We start from the raw sequence: 19,353 nt of genomic DNA on the forward strand, positions 1-19,353 counted from the left end.
GCATGAGCGAAGTATTATCCCAACATGAAATCGATGCCTTGCTATCAGCCATTTCAAGCGGAGATATGGAAGTCGAGGAAATCCGAAGTCAAGAGGAGCAGCGTCGAGTCAAGGTCTATGACTTTAAACGAGCACTCCGTTTCTCAAAAGATCAATTACGGAATTTGACGCGTATTCATGAACAGTTCGCCCGAGTCTTGACGACACATTTTTCTGCACAACTTCGGACATATGTTCAGTTCACGGTTAATACGGTCGAACAACTTCCGTATGATGAATTCATTCATTCCATTCCGAACATGACGTTGATTAATCTAGTGAATCTTCATCCGCTCGATGGAAAAGTCTTATTTGAAGTCAATCCGAACATCGCCTATGCGATGCTCGATCGTTTACTTGGGGGACCAGGTGAAGGAATGAACAAGATCGAGAATTTGACGGAAATCGAGACACGTATACTAACACAACTGTTCAAGCGTGCCTTTGTTCAATACGGGGCGGCTTGGGAGTCGGTAACAGAAGTCGAAGCGGAATACGATGATTTGGAAATCAATCCGCAGTTTCTGCAACTGGTCTCTCCAAATGAGACAGTCATTCTCGTCTCGATTTACGTAACGGTCGGAGAAGTGAGCGGTACGTTGAATGTCTGCTTGCCGTTCGTGACCCTTGAATCCGTTCTTCCGAAATTATCAAGTCATTATTGGATGCAACAAGAAAAGCGAACGACAGCAGATAATCAAGAGTCTGAACACATGCAAACGCAGTTGATGAGTTCCGTCGTCGATTTAAAAGCAGTGCTCGGCCAAACAGAGCTTTCGTTTGGTGAATTGTTACACCTCGAAGTAGGCGATTGTTTATCCCTGAAGACACGAGCCTCGGATGCCGTCGATGTATTCGTCGACGACCGGAAGATGTTCAAGGCGCGACCGGGATTAAACGGGAAACACCTCGCTTTGCAAGTCTTACAACGAATTGAGGAGGAATAACATGAGCGATATGCTTTCGCAAGATGAAATCGATGCGTTATTACGCGGAACGCCATCCACCGATGAACCGCAAGAGCCAGACGTAAAGGAAATACTAGATGACATGGAGATTGATGCATTAGGGGAGGTCGGAAATATCTCACTTGGTAATTCGGCAACGGCCTTATCGGCATTGTTGAATCAAAAAGTAGAGATTACGACACCGCACGTCCGAATGATCTCCATGGAAGAATTACGCAGTCGTTATCCGATTCCGCACGTCGCGCTACGTGTCGGTTATACGGAAGGATTCAAAGGAGAAAACGTCCTGATCCTGACACAGCGAGATGCTTCCGTCATCGCGAACCTGATGATGGGAGGCGATGGCGTCATCGACGAGTCACTGGAGATGGACCCGATTGCTCTATCTGCCGTACAGGAAGCGATGAACCAGATGATGGGAGCAGCTGCTACCTCGATGTCGACTGTATTCTCGATGCGAATCGATATTTCGCCGCCAGCAGTTGAAATCTTCGACTTTTCTCAAGATAAGAGTATCGTCGATAGCTTTTCTCTTTGGGAGAACATGGTCATCATCGAGTTTGATCTTAAGATTGGCACGATGATCGATTCAAAAATCGTTCAATTAGCACCACTGGACTTCTCGAAACAATTGATTCAAAAACTCTTTAGCGCGAGTACGACTCAACAAGCAGAGCCTGCACCACAAGTAACGGAGCAAGCACAACCATCACCATCACCACCATCGGCGCCAGCAATGGCACAACAAACTACAGTTGCATCACCTGAACCGAAAGCAACGCCAGTCGGTGTCAGTCCGGTTCAATTCAGCCAATTAGGTGAGATGGAAGTAGAGGGTACGCCAGGAAATATTGGGATGTTATATGACGTTCCGTTGAACGTCACGGTTGAGTTAGGACGGACACGTCGCTCCGTTCGTGACATATTGGAATTGACACAAGGTTCCGTGATTGAGCTGGATAAACTGGCAGGAGAACCGGTTGACGTTCTCGTCAACAATACATTGATCGCAACAGGTGAAGTGGTCGTCATCGAAGAAAACTTCGGTGTACGCATTACAGAAATCGTAAATACAAAAGAACGTCTTCGGATGTTCTAAGGAGGAACTAATATGAGTGCAAAAGTATTAATCGTAGACGACGCCGCTTTCATGCGGATGATGATCAAGGAAATCTTATCGAAGAACGGCTATGATGTCGTCGGTGAAGCAGAAAACGGACGAGAAGCGGTCTCTAAGTACAAGGAATTGACACCGGACCTCGTCACGCTAGACATTACGATGCCTGAAATGGACGGAATCTCTGCGCTTAAAGAAATCAAAGCATTTAACCCTGCCGCTAAAGTCATCATGTGTTCAGCGATGGGGCAACAGTCGATGGTCATCGATGCGATTCAAGCAGGTGCAAAAGATTTCATCGTTAAACCGTTCCAAGCGGATCGCGTGCTTGAAGCGGTCTCGAAAACTGTCTCGTCATGAAAAAAGTGACTTTGCTGATTTGTCTCCTGTTTCTGCTTGCGCTTCCTGTGCAAGCGGAAACAGTCGAAGAAAAATTGAATCCAACTCAGAGCGATACACCAACGACTCAGCAAGTCGATGAGAGTCCTTCCATGGCGTTGACTATCTTCAAAGGAGTCGTCGTTCTCGTCGTTTTGATCGGCGGATTCATCCTTGTGACACGATTCATTCATGAACGGACACGAGGTGTGAGACATTCTGGTCGATTGACTCACCTAGGTGGTGTACCACTAGGAAAGGATCGATCCGTCCAGTTAGTGAAGGTGCAGGACAGGATTTATGTCGTAGGTGTTGGAGAGAACGTACAGTTGTTAGATACACTTGATGATTTAGAGGGATATGAGCCGATGGATCTTGAAGAGTCTTCATCTAAAACGGGATCTTCACCGTTTCTTGAGACATTCAAACAACAACTCGAACAATTGCAAAAGAATCGAGGACGCTCATGAACACGATTGAAAATCTAATCTCACTTGATACTCCTTCAGGAACGGCGACATCGATCAAACTACTCGTATTGCTGACATTATTGTCGTTAGCCCCTTCATTACTGATCTTGATGACTTGTTTTACGCGTGTCGTCGTCGTGTTGTCTTTTGTCCGTTCTGCCCTTGGAACACAACAAACGCCGCCGAACCAGCTACTCGTTGGACTGGCACTGTTCATCACGCTGTTCGTCATGTCACCCGTTTTATCAGAATTGAACACGACAGCCTTGAAACCGTATATGGCAGATAAAATCAGTCAAGATGAGGCATTTGATAAAGCTGGGGATACGATGAAGCGATTCATGTCGAAACACACGCGAACGAATGATTTAGAGTTGTTCTTAAAATACGGCAATTATGAAAAACCGAAAAAGATTGAAGATATCCCACTCGTCGCACTCGTTCCAGCATATGCGATTAGTGAATTAAAGACGGCTTTTCAAATCGGATTCATGATCTTCATTCCATTCCTTGTCATTGATATGGTCGTCTCGAGTGTCTTGATGTCGATGGGGATGATGATGTTACCGCCGGTCATGATTGCCTTACCGTTTAAACTTTTGTTATTTATTTTAGTCGATGGCTGGCACCTGATCGTTGAATCACTGCTCGTCAGTATGCGTTAGGGGGAGAGAAGATGACTCAAGAAATGATTATTCAGTTGGCAAGCTCTGCTGTCTGGACATTACTAAAAGTATCAGCTCCCTTATTACTGGTCTCGCTCGTCGTCGGTCTGCTCGTCAGTATTTTGCAGGCGACGACACAGATTCAGGAACAGACGCTATCGTTCGTTCCAAAGATCGTTGCCGTATTTTTAGCACTCGTTTTTTTCGGACCATGGATCATGCAGGAATTACAGACCTTTACGATTGACTTATTTAAGCAAATCGCTGAGGTTTCCCGCAAATGACGTTACTATCTTTCCTGAGTGTTTTTTTGCTCGTCTTTGGACGAATCGTCGGTTTTCTTGTCGCGGCTCCATTGTTTTCCTCAAAGCAATTACCAGCGCAACATAAATTAGCGCTTGCGGCCGGTCTTGCTTACTTTGCGAGTTACGCTGTAAAGACAGACGTTCGAGTAGAAGACTTCGATTTTTTCTTTCGGATGGGAACGGAAGTTTTAGTGGGTCTAGCGCTTGGTTTACTTGCTAGTTTTTTATTGTATGCGCCACAAATTGCCGGTTCGATCATCGATTTGCAGATGGGTCTCGCGATGGCTTCCGCTTATGACCCGATGTTTGGTGGACAGTCACCGATCGTCGGAAGATTTTATTACATGTTGACGTTACTTGTTCTACTCGCTTCTGATATGCATTTAATCCTGCTTGACGGAATCTACACGAGTTTTCAAATCTTTCCGCCGGGCAGTCTGCTTGCGGTATCGGGCGACGCTGGGATGAGTCTTGTCATTCGGGTCGTTGGGCTTGCCATGTTAACTGCGTTACAAATGGCGATGCCACTTGTCGTTTCCCTATTTTTAGTGGATCTCGCACTCGGATTCCTCGCGAAGACGGCACCTCAGTTCAACATTTTCGCGATTGGTTTTTCCGTCAAACTGCTGATGGGATATGTGATTCTATTTTTATTAGCAGGTGCAACGATCACAGGAATCGGTCGATTCGTTCCGTTGTTGCAGGATGTACTTGCAGATGCCATTCGATTACTAGGAGGTTGAGGACATGCATTCATATCGATTACGCCTTGATCTTCAGTATTTCGCTGGTGAAAAGACGGAAAAGGCGACACCTCGAAAGCGGGATGACTCCCGTAAGAAGGGACAAGTCGCAAAATCAGCAGATTTAACAAGCAGTTTCATGTTGTTCGCCATGTTTCTCGTCCTCTATTTTTTTGGTCCGTTTCTAGGACGGCGTTTCGTTCTCGTCCTGCAAGATGGTCTTAGTGCTAGTCAAGTCCTGCAAGCGGTTGAAGAAGGACGAGTTGAACAGATTCTCATCGAGATGCTGATGCAAATGGGGATTTTAGTCGCACCTTTCTTTTTAACAGCGGTCGTGATTGGTATTCTCGGAAACTTCGTCCAAATCGGTGTGCTCTTAAGCGGTGAGGCGATTCAGCCGAAACTGGACCGGATCAATCCGCTTCAAGGCGTCAAACGGATCGTGAGCGTCAAAGCACTTGTCGAGTTTTTGAAATCGGTCTTTAAATTGCTGGTGATCGGTGTAACAAGTGGAACAGTCTTATGGAACAACAAGGTCGAGATCTCGAGATTGACCTCGGAACCGATTGGCGATGCGTTAGCTATCATTGGTCATTTAACATTTTTACTCGGTTTATCGGTCAGTATCGCCTTGATTGCATTAGCCATTCTTGATTTTGCCTATCAGAAATTTGATTTCGAGAAGTCGATCCGAATGAGTAAGCAGGATTTAAAGGATGAGCATAAAAACACAGAGGGTGACCCTCAAATCAAAGGAAAGATTAAACAACAACAACGGGAGATGGCGATGCGGCGGATGATGCAAGAAATACCAAATGCCGACGTCGTTATCACGAACCCGACCCATTATGCGGTAGCGATCCAATACGATGACGGTAAACATATGGCACCGATCGTCGTTGCAAAAGGCGTAGATGCTGTCGCGTTCCGGATTCGGGAGAAGGCGACAGCAGCTGAGGTCCCGATTGTTGAAAACCGTCCGCTCGCGCGGGCGTTGTTCGCTCAATCAGAAATTGGTATGGCAGTGGATGAAACGTTCTATCAGGCGCTCGCTGAAACACTCGCCTTTGTCTATCAACTGAAACAAGCAAAATGAAAGGATGAAGCATCATGAGTATATCAACAAGAGATTTAACGGTCCTGCTAGGCGTCATCATGATCGTCTTCATGCTCGTCATTCCACTGCCCGCTATCATGCTCGATTTTTTAATCATCATCAATATTCTCATTGCCTTGATGGTATTGCTCGTTGCGATGAATGCCAAAGAGGCACTAGAGTTTTCTGTCTTTCCAACATTGTTATTGATCGTTACCTTGTTTCGTCTTGCGCTTAACGTTTCGACGACACGGGCAATCCTGTCAAACGGAAACGGTGGCGAAGTCATTGAAGCATTTGGTGATTTCGTCGTCGGCGGAAATGCCCTCGTCGGCTTCGTCGTATTCTTGATTCTCGTCTTAATCCAGTTCCTCGTCATCACGAAGGGTTCGGAACGGGTCTCAGAAGTGTCGGCACGTTTTACGCTTGATGCGATGCCAGGGAAACAGATGGCAATCGACGCCGATTTGAATTCCGGTATGATCGATGAATTACAAGCTCGGACCCGCCGCCAAAAAATCCAATCTGAAGCAGACTTTTACGGTGCGATGGATGGTGCCTCGAAGTTCGTTAAAGGAGATGCGATCGCCGGGATCATCATCGTCATCATCAATTTAATCTTCGGTATGATCATCGGTGTCGTTCAGCAAGGTTTACCGATGGCGGACTCAGTCAAACTGTATACGTTACTGACGGTCGGAGACGGACTTGTCAGTCAGATTCCAGCCCTTTTAATTTCGGTGGCGACCGGGATCATCGTCACGCGCTCGACTTCAGACGGAAACCTCGGTGAAGATGTCATCGGTCAATTGGCACGGACACCTTTACTTGTCGGAATCGCAGCTGGGGCGATCTTCTTACTCGGATTGTTCACGGCGATTCCCGATTACGTCACGATGCCGATTGCAATCCTGTTCGGCTTCTTCGCTTGGCGGATGAAGCAGACGACGAAGACGATGCAAGAAGAAGTTGCGGTTGAAGAAGCACCGAGTGAAAACTTACGATCAAGCGAATCAGTCATTTCCTTACTCAATGTCGATACGATTGAATTCGAATTCGGTTACGGATTGATTCCACTCGCTGATGAAGCCCAAGGCGGCGATTTACTCGATCGTGTCGTCATGATTCGTCGGCAACTAGCGCTTGAACTTGGATTCGTTCTACCGACCGTTCGGATTCGCGATCATCTGCAGTTATCCCCGAACCAGTATCGAATCAAGATTCGCGGAAGTGAGATGGCAAGTGGTGAGCTTTTACTGGATCATTACTTAGCGATGAGCCCAGGTGTCGATGATCCAGAAATTCGAGGTATCGAAACGGTCGAACCAGCCTTTGGTATGCCAGCACTCTGGATTGATGAACAGACACGTAGTCGAGCAGAGATGTCAGGGTATACGGTCGTTGATCCACCATCTGTCGTCGCGACACATTTGACGGAGCTCTTGAAGAAACATGCCGCTGAATTACTCGGACGAGAAGAGACGAAACAATTGGTCGACCATTTGAAGGAATCGCATCCGATTCTAGTCGAAGAAGTCACACCACAGCTGTTATCGATCGGTGAACTTCAAAAAGTATTCGTTCAATTACTAAAAGAAAAAGTCTCGATTCGAAATCTACCATTGATTTTCGAAACGCTCGCAGACTATGCAGCTGTGACGAAAGACAGCGAATTGCTCGCGGAATATGTTCGTCAATCCTTATCGCGTCAAATTACGGAACAGGTCATGCAAGGAGATGTCTTGCACGTCGTGACGATCTCAAGTGAGATGGAACTGGATATCCAGTCGGCCATCCAAAAGACTGAGTTCGGTAATTATTTAGCGCTTGATCCCGAAAAGGCGACACGTTTCATCGAGACGTTGCAAGAGCGAGCAATGGAATTCGAACGATACGGGGCGCATCCGATCATCCTGACTTCTCCAAGTATCCGGATGTTCGTTCGTCAATTGACAGAACGCTATTTTCCAGATATTCCGATTTTGTCCTATAACGAATTAATGCCGACGATCGAAGTCAAGAGTATTGGGGTGATTTAAGAGATGATAGTCAAAAAAGTCACGGCGGATTCTGTTAGCGAGGCCATGGAACGGATCAAACGCGAACTCGGGAACGATGCCATTATATTAAATACTCGCCACATCAAAGTGGGCGGATTCTTTGGTTTATTTGCGAAGAAAAAAGTGGAATTGGTTGCATCGGTGGATGAACATGTCTCAAGCGAACCTGTCGTCTCGAAGCAAGCAACGAGTCGACAGGAGGTTGTGGAAATTATCCAACCAGTACCAGTGCGTCCGACGATTGTTACGGTCGGCGAGCGACCATTGCCAAAAGAATTGCGACATTATGCGCCGTTACTGGCTGAACCAGCGTTACAGCAGGTATCTGAACGATTACACGAACGGTTATTGACTGCGTATTATCAAACACAACAAACGGAGTTAACGGATCTCTTGACGGAAGAAGTGAAAGCGTCATTACGCGTCACACCGTCGACTGCACGGTATGTCATGTTGACAGGACCGACTGGTGTCGGAAAGACAACGACCATCGCTAAGCTTGCTGCTCACCATGCTCTCATTAAAAATCAACGAGTTGGACTCATCACGACCGATACATACCGGATCTCAGCGATTGAACAATTAAAAACATATGCAGACATATTAGGCATTCCGATTCATGTCGCATATGACTTGGATGATTTCGAACGAGCCAAGCAGGCGTTAGCATCGTGTGACATCGTACTTGTCGATACAGCGGGGCGAAATTTCTTAGACGAAGCGTATGTGGAGCAGTTACGAAGTCGGCATGATTTTGCGGATACGGATGTATTTTTGGTTCTTAGTTTGACCTCGAAATACCGAGATTTATTACAAATCCACGACCGTTTCGGCAAGATTCCTTTATCCGGAATCGTCTTTTCGAAAGCAGATGAAACAAGTGAACTCTGGTCGATATTCGGACTCGCGACCGAGACGAAGTTGCCGATCTATTGTGTGACGACGGGGCAAGAAGTGCCGGAAGACATCACGTTCGCTACGGCGGATGAGTTATCCCGAATGATTGTCGAGAGAGGGATGAGATGATGCGAGAAGATCAAGCACGTGTCTTACGATCTAAAGTGACCGTCAAGGAAACGAAGACGATTGCCATCGTGAGTGGAAAAGGTGGCGTCGGAAAAACGAATGTCGCGGTGAATCTTGGCGTGGCATTATCGTTGCAAGAAAAACGAGTGCTTTTGATTGATCTTGATATTGGAATGGCGAACATCGGGATTCTATTCGGTAAATCGTCGAAGTCATCTTTAATGGAATGCGTCAAACGACGAGAATCACTCCAGCACGCAATCGTGGAACAGTCTCCGTCTCTTCATTTCATTCATGGCGGAAGTGGTTTTGCAGAATTGACGAATCTGACGAAGGAAGACGTGATGTTCCTTCTACGGGAGTTCCAATTTTTCTATGAATATGACTATGTGTTACTCGATTTAGGAGCCGGTGCGAATCATCAGACATTTGATTTCATCAGTAGTGCAGACGAAGCATGGTTGATTGTCACGCCAGAGCCGACTTCGATCATGGACGGATATGCGTTTGTCAAACTGGCACACCATCATGCGACGGATCTTCCGATTTCCGTTGTCGTCAATCGGGCGACGAATGGTGGGGAAGCGCTTGAAACGTTTGATCGATTAGCACTTGTCAGCCAACAGTTTTTGCAAAAACCTCTTCGCTTTACCGGTTTTTTACCAGAAGATCCGACAGTCGTTAAAGCAGTCAAGGCACAGATGCCATTTTATTTGATGGATCGAACGAGCGACGTCAGTTGGCGGCTCGATCACATCACGACATCGTTAACAGGTGTACAAGTCAAGGAACGGAAGTTTTTAGATCGATTGTTACATCGTCTGAAAAAAAGAAAAGATCATGTCCGTTAAGATTAAAGGAGGGTATCAGTCATGGACTTAAATGAATATGTAGGGTTGTTCCTCGATGAGTCGATGGAGCATTTACAAGCAATCAATACAAGCTTATTAGTTTTTGAGGAGCGGCTAGACGACGAGGCGGTCATCGATCAAATTTTCCGTTCTGCCCATACGTTAAAAGGAATGGCAGGAACGATGGGATACGACGCAATCGCTGATTTAACGCACGAGATGGAGAGTGCCCTTGATTTAGTCAGATCGAAAAAACAACCTGCTACTGCTGAACTGATCGATGTTCTCTTCGTAGCCGCCGAGCAACTAGAGACGATGGTAGAAGACATCAGTCGAGGTGGGAAAGGAAAGCTTGACGTCACTGAAACAGTGAGACGTTTACAGCAGTTCATTCGTCCCGAGCAAGAAGAAATCGTTCCAGTTACACCTATAGTTGCTTCACAAACCTTTGAGTGCGACGTTTACTCGGAGGCAGTCGTCAAACAATCGATTGCATCCGGTTATCAAGCGTATATCGTCCACGTCGAACTCTCGGCGGACGTCATCTTAAAAGCGGCACGCGTTTATATGGTGTTTGATCGTTTACAACAACTCGGAGATGTCATCTTATCGAACCCGACATCTGATGAACTGGAGCAGGAGCATTTTGAGACGACGTTCTCAGTCTTGTTCGTGACGCAACAAGATCAGGTGACGATTCAAGAAGCGATTGCTTCTGTATCCGAAGTTGCGACAGTAACGATCGACACATTCGAGACAACACCTGAAGCGGAGGTGGCGACGTCCACACTGCCGCAGGAAGTTCCTGTGCCGACATCTGTCTCTGCATCAGTAGCTTCACCGGAATCATCCGACCAGACAGACATATCTGCGCCTGTCGCTTCGAAAACGATTCGTGTTAACCTCGAGCGAATCGATCGTTTGATGAACCTGTTCGAAGAGTTCATCATCGATCGCGGACGTTTGGAGCGTATTGCAGCAGAAGTCAGCTCACCTGAATTGACAGATACGGTCGAACGGATCAAACGAGGTACGAATGAATTGCAATCGCTCGTCCTAACGTTACGGATGATGCCGATCGAACAAGTGTTCAACCGATTCCCAAGAATGGTGCGTTCCGTTTCGAAAGATGTCGGAAAACATATCAAATTACACATTACGGGTGCCGAGACGGAACTTGACCGTACAGTTATCGATGAGATCGGTGATCCGCTCGTCCACTTGATCCGAAATGCCATTGATCATGGGATTGAGAACAAGGCAGAACGTATTTTAGCAAATAAGCCGGTCGAAGGAAATCTTTCGCTACGTGCTTATCACTCAGGAAACCGGGTCTTCATCGAGATTGAAGATGATGGAGCCGGTATCAATCACGAACGTGTCACACGGATCGCGATTGAAAAAGGATTGATCACGGAAGAAGAAGCAATGCAATTAACGATGGAAGAGGCTTCGATGCTGTTATTTGCACCTGGTTTCTCAACGGCAGAAGAAGTCACCGACTTGTCTGGTCGTGGTGTTGGTCTCGATGTCGTCAAATCGAAGATCGAGTCACTGGGCGGAGAAGTGTTCGTCGAGACACGTCGAGGAGAAGGAACGATTTTCCGAATCAGTTTACCACTGACGCTATCGATCATCTCAGCCATGCTCGTAGAACTCGGACAAGAGACGTATGCGATTCCATTGACTGCCATCATCGAAACAACCTCTTTACGTAAATCAGCCATTCTACAAGCACACCGGGAAAAAGTATTTGATTTCCGTGGGCAGTTGGTTCCGCTTATTTCGTTAAATGAGGTTTATGGGTTGCCGCAACATGAGGCAGAAGCCTATTCGGTCGTCGTCGTCCGGAGTGGTGAAAAATTAGCTGGTTTGATTGTATCTGAATTGATTGGTCAACAAGAGATCGTCATGAAACCACTTGGCAGTTATCTTGAAGGAATCCGTGCCATTTCTGGTGCGACGATTCTTGGAGACGGGCAAGTCGCGTTGATCATTGACAGCAATGCACTATTACGGAAGTGAGGGGAACGAAGATGGAACAAAAATGGGTTGTTTTTCAATTAGAAGATAATGCATACGGTATTGATGTACAGTCTGTTCGTTCAATCGAACGGCTCATCCCGATCACGCGGATTCCGAACGCTGCATCTTATGTCAAAGGAGTCATCAATTTACGCGGTGTCGTTACGCCCGTGATTGATTTGCGTGCTCGTCTTGGATTCGAGTTAGCGAAAGAGACAGAAGAGACACGCATCATCATCGCCACTTTAGAGCATGGAGATGCTGGATTCATCGTCGACCGGGCAAACGAAGTCGTCGAATCAACGGATGTTCGCATTGAACCGCTCAGTGAACAAAAGCAGGAGGATGCCTCATATTTGACTGCAGTCGCCAAAGGCGATCAGCAATTGTTCTCGTTGATTGAACCGAATCGCTTATTTGAGGACATTGTTCATGCTTAACCCAAACGAACGTGACATCTTGAGAGAAGTCGGCAACATTGGAGCCGGTCACGCGGCAACGGCACTTTCTACTTTACTCGGACAGCCGATTGAGATCGAAGTCCCTTCCGCTGAGCTGGAGGATTTCACGACGATCGTCGAGCGAAGTGGAGGAGCTGAGACGTATACTGCTGGTGCATTATTACGTTTTTCTGGAGACATTCAAGCCACGTTACTCTTTTTGATGCCACTACGCGATGCAGAAAAACTTGTGAGTCAATTGATGCAGACGGAATTCCACTTTTTTTCCGAGTCCCACGAAATGGGGGTTTCCGCATGGGAAGAAATTGGGAATATTTTAATAGGAGCGTATGCTCGGGCTATCTCCGATTGGCTTAACTTATCGTTACATGTCAGTGTTCCTGCATCGGCGTTTGATATGGTAGGTGCGTTACTTGAAGTAGCCTTACTTGAATCAACGACTCCTGGAAATATGGCTGTCTATATTGACACGCACTTGTCTAGTGCAGGAAACGATTTGACCGGACATTTACTTTTGTTGCCTGAAGCTAACGCCTTTCAGACGGTCTTTGAACGATTGGGTGTGGACATGAATGGATGAAATCGTACGGATTGGCATTGCGGAGTACGCCATCAGTAAGCACCCCGTCATTTTACGAACGGCAGGTCTTGGATCGTGTGTAGGCGTTGTCATCTACGACCTGGAACAAGGGTTATCGAGTATGGCGCATGTCATGTTACCTGATTCAGCTATCAGTCGGAATCGGGAGCTTGAAGTCGGGAAGTTTGCCGATACGGCAATTCTAGAAGTAGCCCGCCAACTTCGAGCAAGTGGTGCCATCCGATTACGTGCGAAGATTGCTGGTGGGGCTCAGATGTTTCAATTTAAATATGAACATGAATCAATGCGGATCGGTGAGCGAAACATCGCTGCGGTCAAAGCAATGCTTCAACAAGTCAAAATTCCACTCGTTGCTGAAGATGTTGGCGGCACGAATGGACGAACGATCGAGTTCCACTCACAATCAGGGCGTCTCGTCATCCGGACGGTGAATGTCGGGACGCTGGAAATCTAGAGGAGGAATGGTCATGCGTGAGGAATTACAACAACTTTGGGATCGATGGCTGACCACACGCGATATTGCGGTGGCAGACCTGTTACTTCACAATTATGAACCACTTGTTCAATACCACGTTCAGCGTTTAAGTGCGACATTGCCTAAAAGTGTCGATCGAGACGAGTTGAAAAGTTTAGGGATGATGGGATTGTACGATGCGCTTCAAAAATTCGATCAAAATCATAATAATAAATTCGACACGTATGCCGCCTTTCGGATTCGAGGAGCTATTTTAGATGGGCTTCGTAAAATCGATTGGTTACCACGTTCCTTACGCGAAAAAGCAAAGCGGGTCGAGGCAGCTGTCGAGATCCTAGAACAATCCTTGCAACGGACGCCGACGATAGAAGAAGTCTCTTCTATCGTCAATATGACACCAGACGAGGTCAAGGGTGCGTTAGCAGAAAGTTATTTCGCGAATGTATTATCGATCGATGAAGCAGTCACGTTACAAGATGAGGGAAAAGCGATGACCGTCTCCTATCTTGATCCGGATACCGCTACACCAGAAGATATGTTGTTAATGCGTGAGTTGATTGCTAAACTGGCAGAGGAAGTCGAAGGGTTATCAGAAAAAGAACAACTTGTCGTTTCTTTGTTCTACTATGAGGAATTGACGCTTACTGAAATTGGTGAAGTTCTCGGACTCTCGACTTCCCGTATTTCGCAAATCCATTCCAAAGCGCTTCGTAAGTTGAAAAATGCGCTCGGAAGTGCCTATTTAGCAGATCGTGTCGCCATGTGAAAGGGAGAATTATGACTGTCGTTTATATCTTATTAGCTGCACTCGTCTGTTATGCCCTGCTAGTTTTATTTCGTCAGCAGGCGGCGCTCAAAGACCGGATCACACATTTAGAACGCGAAAAAAACGAGACGGAACAAGTGTTATTACATTTCATGGAGCACGTCAACGCCATGACGGATACATCTATATATGAGACAACCGAACCCGTTGATCAAGTACCGGATGCGTCTTTACAAATAGTGCAGGTTGCTACAAATGAGAAGCCAGAAACCGTCGAAGTCGAACGGTCCGTTTCAAAGGAACCATCGTTAACGGATATCAAGCAGGCGCTACGAGAAGGAGCAGATCTTGAGACGCTTGCACGATCTTTGAATCGGGGGACCGGCGAGGTGGCTTTGATTGCTAAACTTTCTCATCAAACGAAGGTTGCCCCTCGGTAATCTTTATGCTATATTAGTCTACGGTGTTAATTACGCACGCATGTATCGCCAGCTGCGGTGCCTTTAATAGGTTAGCTGGACAGACGATCATCGCGGAGGACATCCAAAACCCAAAAGGAGGAATTCATCATGGCAGTAATCTCGATGAAACAATTGTTAGAAGCTGGTGTACACTTCGGTCACCAAACACGCCGTTGGAACCCAAAAATGGCAAAATACATCTTCACAGAACGGAACGGAATCTACATCATCGACCTTCAAAAAACGGTCAAAAAAGTAGACGAAGCATATAACTTCATCCGTGAAGTAGCGTCTGAAGGCGGAAACGTTCTTTTCGTTGGTACGAAAAAACAAGCTCAAGACACTGTGAAAGAAGAAGCGATCCGTGCAGGTCAATACTTCATCAACGAACGTTGGTTAGGTGGAACTCTCACGAACTTCTCTACAATCAAAAAACGTATCAACCGTTTGAAACAACTCGAAAAAATGGAAGAGAACGGTACATTCGAAGTTCTTCCTAAAAAAGAAGTCATCATTCTTAAAAAAGAAATGACTCGTCTTGAGAAATTCCTTGGCGGTATCAAAGATATGCCAGGCGTTCCGGATGCACTCTTCATCGTTGACCCACGCAAAGAGCGTATCGCGATTGCAGAAGCACACAAACTCAACATCCCAATCGTTGCGATTGTTGATACTAACTGTGATCCAGACGAAATCGACTACGTCATCCCAGCGAACGACGATGCGATCCGTGCAGTCAAATTGCTCACTGGTAAAATGGCTGACGCAATCCTCGAAGTTAAACAAGGCGAAGATAACGTAGCACCTGAAACTACTGAAGAAGTAGTAGCAGACGCTGAGTAATTCGTGATGCCAGGTGATAAAGGGAATCGACCTTTTATCACCTTTTTTTTGAAAATAAGGATGTTATAAGGAGGAATATCGAATGGCTATTACAGCAGCAATGGTTAAAGAACTTCGTGAAAAAACAGGTGCAGGTATGCTCGACTGCAAAAAAGCACTCGTTGAAACTGACGGTGATATGAATGCAGCAGTAGATTTCTTGCGTGAAAAAGGAATCGCTAAAGCAGCAGCAAAAGGCGATCGTATCGCAGCTGAAGGATTGACTGCAGTTGCAGTTGATGGCAACAAAGCGGCACTCGTCGAAATCAACTCAGAAACAGACTTCGTTGCAAAAAACGAACGTTTCCAAACGCTCGTTCAAAACATCGCAGACGCTGTTCTCCGTAACGGTTCAGAAACAGCTGAAGCGGCTCTTGCTTCTGAATATGAAGCAGGTAAAACAATCGACACATACATCTCAGAAGAAGCTTCAACAATCGGAGAGAAAATCTCACTCCGTCGTGTAGCGCTCTTCACAAAAGCAGATGATGCAGTCTTCGGTTCTTACCTCCACATGGGTGGACGCATCGGTTCAGTTGTCGTCATCGAAGGTACGACAGACGAAACAGTTGCAAAAGACGTTGCAATGCACATCGCAGCAGCACGTCCACTTTACGTTGACCGTACTTCTGTCACAGAAGAAGAAAAAGCACGTGAAGAAAAAGTCCTCACTGAGCAAGCATTGAACGAAGGAAAACCAGCTAACATCGTTGAAAAAATGATCGTTGGTCGTATGAACAAGTTCTTCGAGGAAATCTGCCTTGTCGATCAAACGTTCGTCAAAGATCCAGACTTCAAAGTTGGTAAATATGTAGAGTCTAAAGGCGGTAAAGTCGTGTCATTCGTACGCTTCGAAGTTGGAGAAGGTATGGAAAAACGCGAAGAGAACTTCGCTGAAGAAGTTATGAACCAACTTAAAAAATAAGAATCGGGATCATCCTGATGACAAGAGAAGGAACACGTATGCTTCAATCCACTTTCGTGTGGAAGTGGTTCGTGTTCCTTTTTTACGGAATTTAGCAAGGGGGACATAGTCATGCAACCGAAATATAACCGGATTGTGTTAAAATTGAGCGGAGAAGCGCTCGCAGGAGATCAAGGGTTTGGAATCAATCCTGTCATCGTCAAATCTATCTCGGAACAGATTCGCGAATTAGTTGAACTGAACGTTGAAGTAGCGGTCGTCGTCGGAGCTGGAAACATTTGGCGTGGCAAAACAGGTGCAGAACTTGGGATGGACCGGGCCAACGCCGATTATATGGGGATGTTAGCGACAGTCATGAACTCGCTTGCGCTTCAAGACAGCTTGGAAGATGTAGGTGTCGAGACACGCGTCCAAACATCTATCGAGATGCGCCAAGTAGCAGAACCGTACATCCGCCGCCGTGCGATGCGTCACCTTGAAAAAGGACGCGTCGTCATCTTTGCAGCAGGTACAGGGAACCCGTACTTCTCGACAGATACGACAGCTGCTCTTCGTGCAGCTGAAATCGAAGCAGAGGTCATCTTAATGGCGAAAAACAACGTCGATGGTGTGTACTCAGCTGACCCGAATGTTGATCCAGAAGCGAAGAAATTCGAGACGCTCTCTTACTTGGACGTCTTAAAAGATGGACTTCAAGTTATGGATTCTACAGCAACTTCACTTTGTATGGACAATGACATCCCGCTCATCGTCTTCTCGTTGATGGAAGAAGGTAACATCAAACGTGTCGTCATCGGTGACGAAATCGGGACAATCGTAAGGGGGAAATAATATGTCAAAAGAAATCTTAAAACAAGCCGAAGAACGGATGGAGAAAGCACATCTTTCACTTAAGAAAGAACTTGCGACGCTCCGCGCAGGTCGTGCAAACGTTGCGATTTTGGATCCCGTTCAAGTCGAATACTACGGTTCACCGACACCGCTCAATCAAGTAGCGAACGTCAACACACCAGAAGCACGTCTGATCTTGATCACTCCTTGGGATAAATCAATGGTCAGCGAAATCGAAAAAGCGATTCAACGTGCTGATCTTGGTCTTGCGCCGTCGTCTGATGGTACGGTCATCCGTCTTGCGATTCCACCATTAACGGAAGAGCGCCGGAAGGAACTCGTCAAACTCGTCAAGAAGTATACGGAAGAAGGTAAAGTTGCCCTCCGTAATATTCGTCGTGATACGAACGAGCAGTTAAAGAAACAAGAAAAAGATGGTGCATTGACAGAAGATGATCTGCGTGGATACACAGAAGATGTTCAGACGTTGACAGACAAGTTCGTTAAACAACTTGATCAGACGGCAACGGAAAAAGAACAAGAAATCATGGAAGTATGACGCGACGGATCGTCATGGGGGGGACTCTTTGTCACACGAAGAGTCCCTTTCTTCATAATTGAGAGAGGAGGAAGTGCGGATGTTTCAATGGTTGAATCAGACGAAAGAAACCGAAACCTATGATCGGGTACCAGAGCATGTCGCTATCATCATGGACGGAAACGGTAGATGGGCACAAAAACGCGGACTTCCGCGTATCATGGGACATCGCGAAGGTATGAAATCGATTCGTGAAGTCGTTCGGGTTGCAAATGAACTCGGCATTAAGAGTCTGACATTATATGCTTTCTCGACGGAGAATTGGACGCGTCCGGAAGAAGAAGTGAGTTTTCTCATGAAGCTGCCGGCGCAATTCTTAGAGTCGGATTTAAAAGAGTTAGACGCGCAAAATGTTAAAGTCGAGGTAGCAGGAGAAGTATCACGCCTCCCTCATTTCACACGTGAGGCAGTGGAACAAGCGAAACTGGATACGCAACATAATACAGGACTTCGTCTGATTTTCGCTCTGAATTATGGAGGACGCGATGAACTCGTTCAAGTCATGCAAAAACTGGGCGAACAGGTTCAGGCAGGAACACTGTCACCGGATGCGATTACAACGGAGACGATTGAACGCGAGTTGATGACAGGATCCGTAACCGACGTCGATTTCGTCATTCGAACGAGTGGGGAACAACGGTTATCGAACTTTTTACTTTGGCAAGCGGCATATGCGGAGTTTTATTTCACAGACGTCTTGTGGCCAGAATTTCGCCGAAATGCTTTCTTAGCAGCAATTGAAGATTACAATCAACGGACACGCCGATTCGGTGGCGTCTGATTAAATGAGGAACTAGCTTATGAAAACTCGAATCATCACAGGGATATGGGCTGGTGCTATCTTTTTGGCACTTCTGTATCTCGGCGGACTTCCCTTTTTAGCATTTATGGCAATCTTAACGCTTCTCGGATATACCGAGCTCGTTCGGATGCGACAATGGAGCGGCTCACGCGTTCCTCGGATTCTGTTTGGTATTGGGACGTTATTGCCTTTCGTTGGTATTTATGAAGAAGCAGTCGATCAGACGCTTCCGATCGGACTTTCGCCAATCGCTTGGGCAATGATCATTTTATTGATCGGTCTCTTCTGGAACGTATTCTCAAAAAATGTCTTTACGTTCGATGATGTTGCGTTTTTACTGCTGACGGCCGTGTATGTCGGTGTCGGTTTTGCATCATTCGCCTATATCCGCTTACTCGAACACGGATTAACGTGGTCACTGTTGATTATCCTCTTGATCTGGTTCACGGATTCAGGCGCTTACTTCGTCGGGAAACGATTCGGTAAGAATAAACTGTGGCCGTCGATCAGTCCCAACAAAACGATCGAAGGGGCAGTCGGTGGCGTACTGCTTGCCATCTTACTCGGTGTCGTATTTGAAGGTATCGAACCGACAGTCGGTTTTGGGAAAGTCATTGTCCTTGCCATCATCGTTGCCGTCGTTGGGCAACTTGGTGACTTGGTCCAGTCTGCTTACAAACGCCATTATGGTGTGAAAGATTCTGGAACGTTACTACCGGGTCATGGTGGTATTCTAGATCGGTTCGACAGCATGATGATCGTCTTTACGGTCCTCGTCGTACTTGATATCTTTGCTTGAGGAGGCACT

At 46.4% G+C, this 19,353-nt stretch carries 23 protein-coding genes; all 23 read left to right on the forward strand.

Features of this window, described 5'->3' with window-relative positions; translation table 11 throughout:
• The first annotated feature begins 2 nt into the window (after window positions 1-2).
• The 23 genes from fliM (at window position 3) to BW42_RS02600 (ending at window position 19,344) form a co-directional block, all read left to right on the forward strand.
• A complete protein-coding gene (gene fliM / locus BW42_RS02490) occupies window positions 3-986 on the forward strand; it encodes a flagellar motor switch protein FliM (protein ID WP_029342065.1) in 984 nt (327 codons plus the stop codon).
• A 1-nt stretch (window position 987) separates the two neighbouring features.
• Entirely contained in the window at window positions 988-2,106 is a 1,119-nt protein-coding gene (gene fliY, locus BW42_RS02495) for a flagellar motor switch phosphatase FliY (RefSeq protein WP_035407007.1), read from the forward strand.
• A gap of 12 nt (window positions 2,107-2,118) precedes the next feature.
• The gene (locus tag BW42_RS02500; RefSeq protein WP_035407009.1) at window positions 2,119-2,484 is read left to right on the forward strand and encodes a response regulator; all 366 of its coding nucleotides are present in this window, start codon (window positions 2,119-2,121) and stop codon (window positions 2,482-2,484) included.
• Complete coding sequence (locus BW42_RS02505; RefSeq protein WP_035407011.1) at window positions 2,481-2,972, forward strand: flagellar biosynthetic protein FliO; 492 nt, start codon at window positions 2,481-2,483, stop codon at window positions 2,970-2,972. Before BW42_RS02500 ends, BW42_RS02505 begins: the two co-directional genes overlap by 4 nt.
• The gene (gene fliP, locus BW42_RS02510; RefSeq protein ID WP_035407016.1) at window positions 2,969-3,637 is read left to right on the forward strand and encodes a flagellar type III secretion system pore protein FliP; all 669 of its coding nucleotides are present in this window, start codon (window positions 2,969-2,971) and stop codon (window positions 3,635-3,637) included. Before BW42_RS02505 ends, fliP begins: the two co-directional genes overlap by 4 nt.
• An 11-nt stretch (window positions 3,638-3,648) precedes the next feature.
• On the forward strand, window positions 3,649-3,921 hold the full coding sequence (gene fliQ, locus BW42_RS02515) for a flagellar biosynthesis protein FliQ (RefSeq protein ID WP_023468705.1): 273 nt from the start codon (window positions 3,649-3,651) through the stop codon (window positions 3,919-3,921).
• Window positions 3,918-4,685 carry a flagellar biosynthetic protein FliR gene (fliR, locus tag BW42_RS02520; protein ID WP_035407018.1) on the forward strand — a complete coding sequence of 256 codons (768 nt, stop codon included), beginning with the start codon at window positions 3,918-3,920 and terminating at the stop codon, window positions 4,683-4,685. Before fliQ ends, fliR begins: the two co-directional genes overlap by 4 nt.
• Before the next feature lie 4 nt (window positions 4,686-4,689).
• Window positions 4,690-5,781 (forward strand): flagellar biosynthesis protein FlhB, encoded by a 1,092-nt coding sequence (flhB, locus tag BW42_RS02525; protein WP_035407021.1) that lies wholly within the window; start codon window positions 4,690-4,692, stop codon window positions 5,779-5,781.
• Between the two features lie 14 nt (window positions 5,782-5,795).
• Window positions 5,796-7,820, forward strand: a complete 2,025-nt coding sequence (gene flhA, locus BW42_RS02530) for a flagellar biosynthesis protein FlhA (RefSeq protein WP_035407024.1) — start codon at window positions 5,796-5,798, stop codon at window positions 7,818-7,820.
• Between the two features lie 3 nt (window positions 7,821-7,823).
• Window positions 7,824-8,867: a flagellar biosynthesis protein FlhF gene (locus tag BW42_RS02535; protein WP_035407027.1), complete on the forward strand. Its 1,044-nt coding sequence runs from the start codon at window positions 7,824-7,826 to the stop codon at window positions 8,865-8,867.
• A complete protein-coding gene (locus BW42_RS02540) occupies window positions 8,864-9,718 on the forward strand; it encodes a MinD/ParA family protein (RefSeq protein WP_052018993.1) in 855 nt (284 codons plus the stop codon). The genes BW42_RS02535 and BW42_RS02540 overlap by 4 nt, the downstream gene beginning before the upstream one ends.
• Before the next feature lie 21 nt (window positions 9,719-9,739).
• Window positions 9,740-11,743, forward strand: a complete 2,004-nt coding sequence (locus tag BW42_RS02545; protein WP_035407033.1) for a chemotaxis protein CheA — start codon at window positions 9,740-9,742, stop codon at window positions 11,741-11,743.
• Window positions 11,744-11,754: 11 nt separating this feature from the next.
• Window positions 11,755-12,183, forward strand: a complete 429-nt coding sequence (locus tag BW42_RS02550; protein ID WP_035407036.1) for a chemotaxis protein CheW — start codon at window positions 11,755-11,757, stop codon at window positions 12,181-12,183.
• Window positions 12,176-12,784, forward strand: coding sequence for a chemotaxis protein CheC (locus BW42_RS02555; protein ID WP_035407039.1), 609 nt, complete (start codon window positions 12,176-12,178; stop codon window positions 12,782-12,784). Before BW42_RS02550 ends, BW42_RS02555 begins: the two co-directional genes overlap by 8 nt.
• On the forward strand, window positions 12,777-13,259 hold the full coding sequence (locus BW42_RS02560; protein ID WP_035407042.1) for a chemotaxis protein CheD: 483 nt from the start codon (window positions 12,777-12,779) through the stop codon (window positions 13,257-13,259). Before BW42_RS02555 ends, BW42_RS02560 begins: the two co-directional genes overlap by 8 nt.
• A gap of 13 nt (window positions 13,260-13,272) precedes the next feature.
• Window positions 13,273-14,046: a FliA/WhiG family RNA polymerase sigma factor gene (locus BW42_RS02565; protein WP_035407044.1), complete on the forward strand. Its 774-nt coding sequence runs from the start codon at window positions 13,273-13,275 to the stop codon at window positions 14,044-14,046.
• 11 nt (window positions 14,047-14,057) lie between these two features.
• Window positions 14,058-14,486: a hypothetical protein gene (locus tag BW42_RS02570; RefSeq protein ID WP_035407047.1), complete on the forward strand. Its 429-nt coding sequence runs from the start codon at window positions 14,058-14,060 to the stop codon at window positions 14,484-14,486.
• Window positions 14,487-14,615: 129 nt separating this feature from the next.
• Window positions 14,616-15,350, forward strand: a complete 735-nt coding sequence (gene rpsB / locus BW42_RS02575) for a 30S ribosomal protein S2 (protein WP_012370721.1) — start codon at window positions 14,616-14,618, stop codon at window positions 15,348-15,350.
• Between the two features lie 82 nt (window positions 15,351-15,432).
• Window positions 15,433-16,314, forward strand: coding sequence for a translation elongation factor Ts (tsf, locus tag BW42_RS02580; protein ID WP_023468693.1), 882 nt, complete (start codon window positions 15,433-15,435; stop codon window positions 16,312-16,314).
• Window positions 16,315-16,425: 111 nt separating this feature from the next.
• Complete coding sequence (gene pyrH / locus BW42_RS02585) at window positions 16,426-17,145, forward strand: UMP kinase (protein ID WP_029342047.1); 720 nt, start codon at window positions 16,426-16,428, stop codon at window positions 17,143-17,145.
• A gap of 1 nt (window position 17,146) precedes the next feature.
• Window positions 17,147-17,704 (forward strand): ribosome recycling factor, encoded by a 558-nt coding sequence (gene frr, locus BW42_RS02590; protein WP_023468691.1) that lies wholly within the window; start codon window positions 17,147-17,149, stop codon window positions 17,702-17,704.
• Window positions 17,705-17,783: 79 nt separating this feature from the next.
• Window positions 17,784-18,524: an isoprenyl transferase gene (locus BW42_RS02595; protein ID WP_035407050.1), complete on the forward strand. Its 741-nt coding sequence runs from the start codon at window positions 17,784-17,786 to the stop codon at window positions 18,522-18,524.
• A gap of 19 nt (window positions 18,525-18,543) precedes the next feature.
• Window positions 18,544-19,344, forward strand: a complete 801-nt coding sequence (locus tag BW42_RS02600) for a phosphatidate cytidylyltransferase (protein WP_035407053.1) — start codon at window positions 18,544-18,546, stop codon at window positions 19,342-19,344.
• The last annotated feature ends 9 nt before the right edge of the window (window positions 19,345-19,353 follow it).

It is taken from the genome of Exiguobacterium sp. RIT341 (assembly GCF_000632205.1).
Classification (GTDB): Bacteria; Bacillota; Bacilli; order Exiguobacteriales; family Exiguobacteriaceae; genus Exiguobacterium_A.

What these genes read in the sequence shown, in the direction of transcription:
- BW42_RS02570 (WP_035407047.1), top strand. Translation starts at nt 14,058, where the DNA reads ATGACTGTCGTTTATATCTTATTAGCTGCACTCGTCTGTTATGCCCTG.
- BW42_RS02560 (WP_035407042.1), top strand. Translation starts at nt 12,777, where the DNA reads ATGGATGAAATCGTACGGATTGGCATTGCGGAGTACGCCATCAGTAAG.
- fliP (WP_035407016.1), top strand. Translation starts at nt 2,969, where the DNA reads ATGAACACGATTGAAAATCTAATCTCACTTGATACTCCTTCAGGAACG.
- fliQ (WP_023468705.1), top strand. Translation starts at nt 3,649, where the DNA reads ATGACTCAAGAAATGATTATTCAGTTGGCAAGCTCTGCTGTCTGGACA.
- flhB (WP_035407021.1), top strand. Translation starts at nt 4,690, where the DNA reads ATGCATTCATATCGATTACGCCTTGATCTTCAGTATTTCGCTGGTGAA.
- BW42_RS02545 (WP_035407033.1), top strand. Translation starts at nt 9,740, where the DNA reads ATGGACTTAAATGAATATGTAGGGTTGTTCCTCGATGAGTCGATGGAG.
- BW42_RS02595 (WP_035407050.1), top strand. Translation starts at nt 17,784, where the DNA reads ATGTTTCAATGGTTGAATCAGACGAAAGAAACCGAAACCTATGATCGG.
- pyrH (WP_029342047.1), top strand. Translation starts at nt 16,426, where the DNA reads ATGCAACCGAAATATAACCGGATTGTGTTAAAATTGAGCGGAGAAGCG.
- BW42_RS02550 (WP_035407036.1), top strand. Translation starts at nt 11,755, where the DNA reads ATGGAACAAAAATGGGTTGTTTTTCAATTAGAAGATAATGCATACGGT.
- BW42_RS02535 (WP_035407027.1), top strand. Translation starts at nt 7,824, where the DNA reads ATGATAGTCAAAAAAGTCACGGCGGATTCTGTTAGCGAGGCCATGGAA.
- BW42_RS02505 (WP_035407011.1), top strand. Translation starts at nt 2,481, where the DNA reads ATGAAAAAAGTGACTTTGCTGATTTGTCTCCTGTTTCTGCTTGCGCTT.
- BW42_RS02540 (WP_052018993.1), top strand. Translation starts at nt 8,864, where the DNA reads ATGATGCGAGAAGATCAAGCACGTGTCTTACGATCTAAAGTGACCGTC.
- BW42_RS02600 (WP_035407053.1), top strand. Translation starts at nt 18,544, where the DNA reads ATGAAAACTCGAATCATCACAGGGATATGGGCTGGTGCTATCTTTTTG.
- rpsB (WP_012370721.1), top strand. Translation starts at nt 14,616, where the DNA reads ATGGCAGTAATCTCGATGAAACAATTGTTAGAAGCTGGTGTACACTTC.
- frr (WP_023468691.1), top strand. Translation starts at nt 17,147, where the DNA reads ATGTCAAAAGAAATCTTAAAACAAGCCGAAGAACGGATGGAGAAAGCA.
- tsf (WP_023468693.1), top strand. Translation starts at nt 15,433, where the DNA reads ATGGCTATTACAGCAGCAATGGTTAAAGAACTTCGTGAAAAAACAGGT.
- BW42_RS02500 (WP_035407009.1), top strand. Translation starts at nt 2,119, where the DNA reads ATGAGTGCAAAAGTATTAATCGTAGACGACGCCGCTTTCATGCGGATG.
- fliY (WP_035407007.1), top strand. Translation starts at nt 988, where the DNA reads ATGAGCGATATGCTTTCGCAAGATGAAATCGATGCGTTATTACGCGGA.
- BW42_RS02565 (WP_035407044.1), top strand. Translation starts at nt 13,273, where the DNA reads ATGCGTGAGGAATTACAACAACTTTGGGATCGATGGCTGACCACACGC.
- BW42_RS02555 (WP_035407039.1), top strand. Translation starts at nt 12,176, where the DNA reads ATGCTTAACCCAAACGAACGTGACATCTTGAGAGAAGTCGGCAACATT.
- fliR (WP_035407018.1), top strand. Translation starts at nt 3,918, where the DNA reads ATGACGTTACTATCTTTCCTGAGTGTTTTTTTGCTCGTCTTTGGACGA.
- fliM (WP_029342065.1), top strand. Translation starts at nt 3, where the DNA reads ATGAGCGAAGTATTATCCCAACATGAAATCGATGCCTTGCTATCAGCC.
- flhA (WP_035407024.1), top strand. Translation starts at nt 5,796, where the DNA reads ATGAGTATATCAACAAGAGATTTAACGGTCCTGCTAGGCGTCATCATG.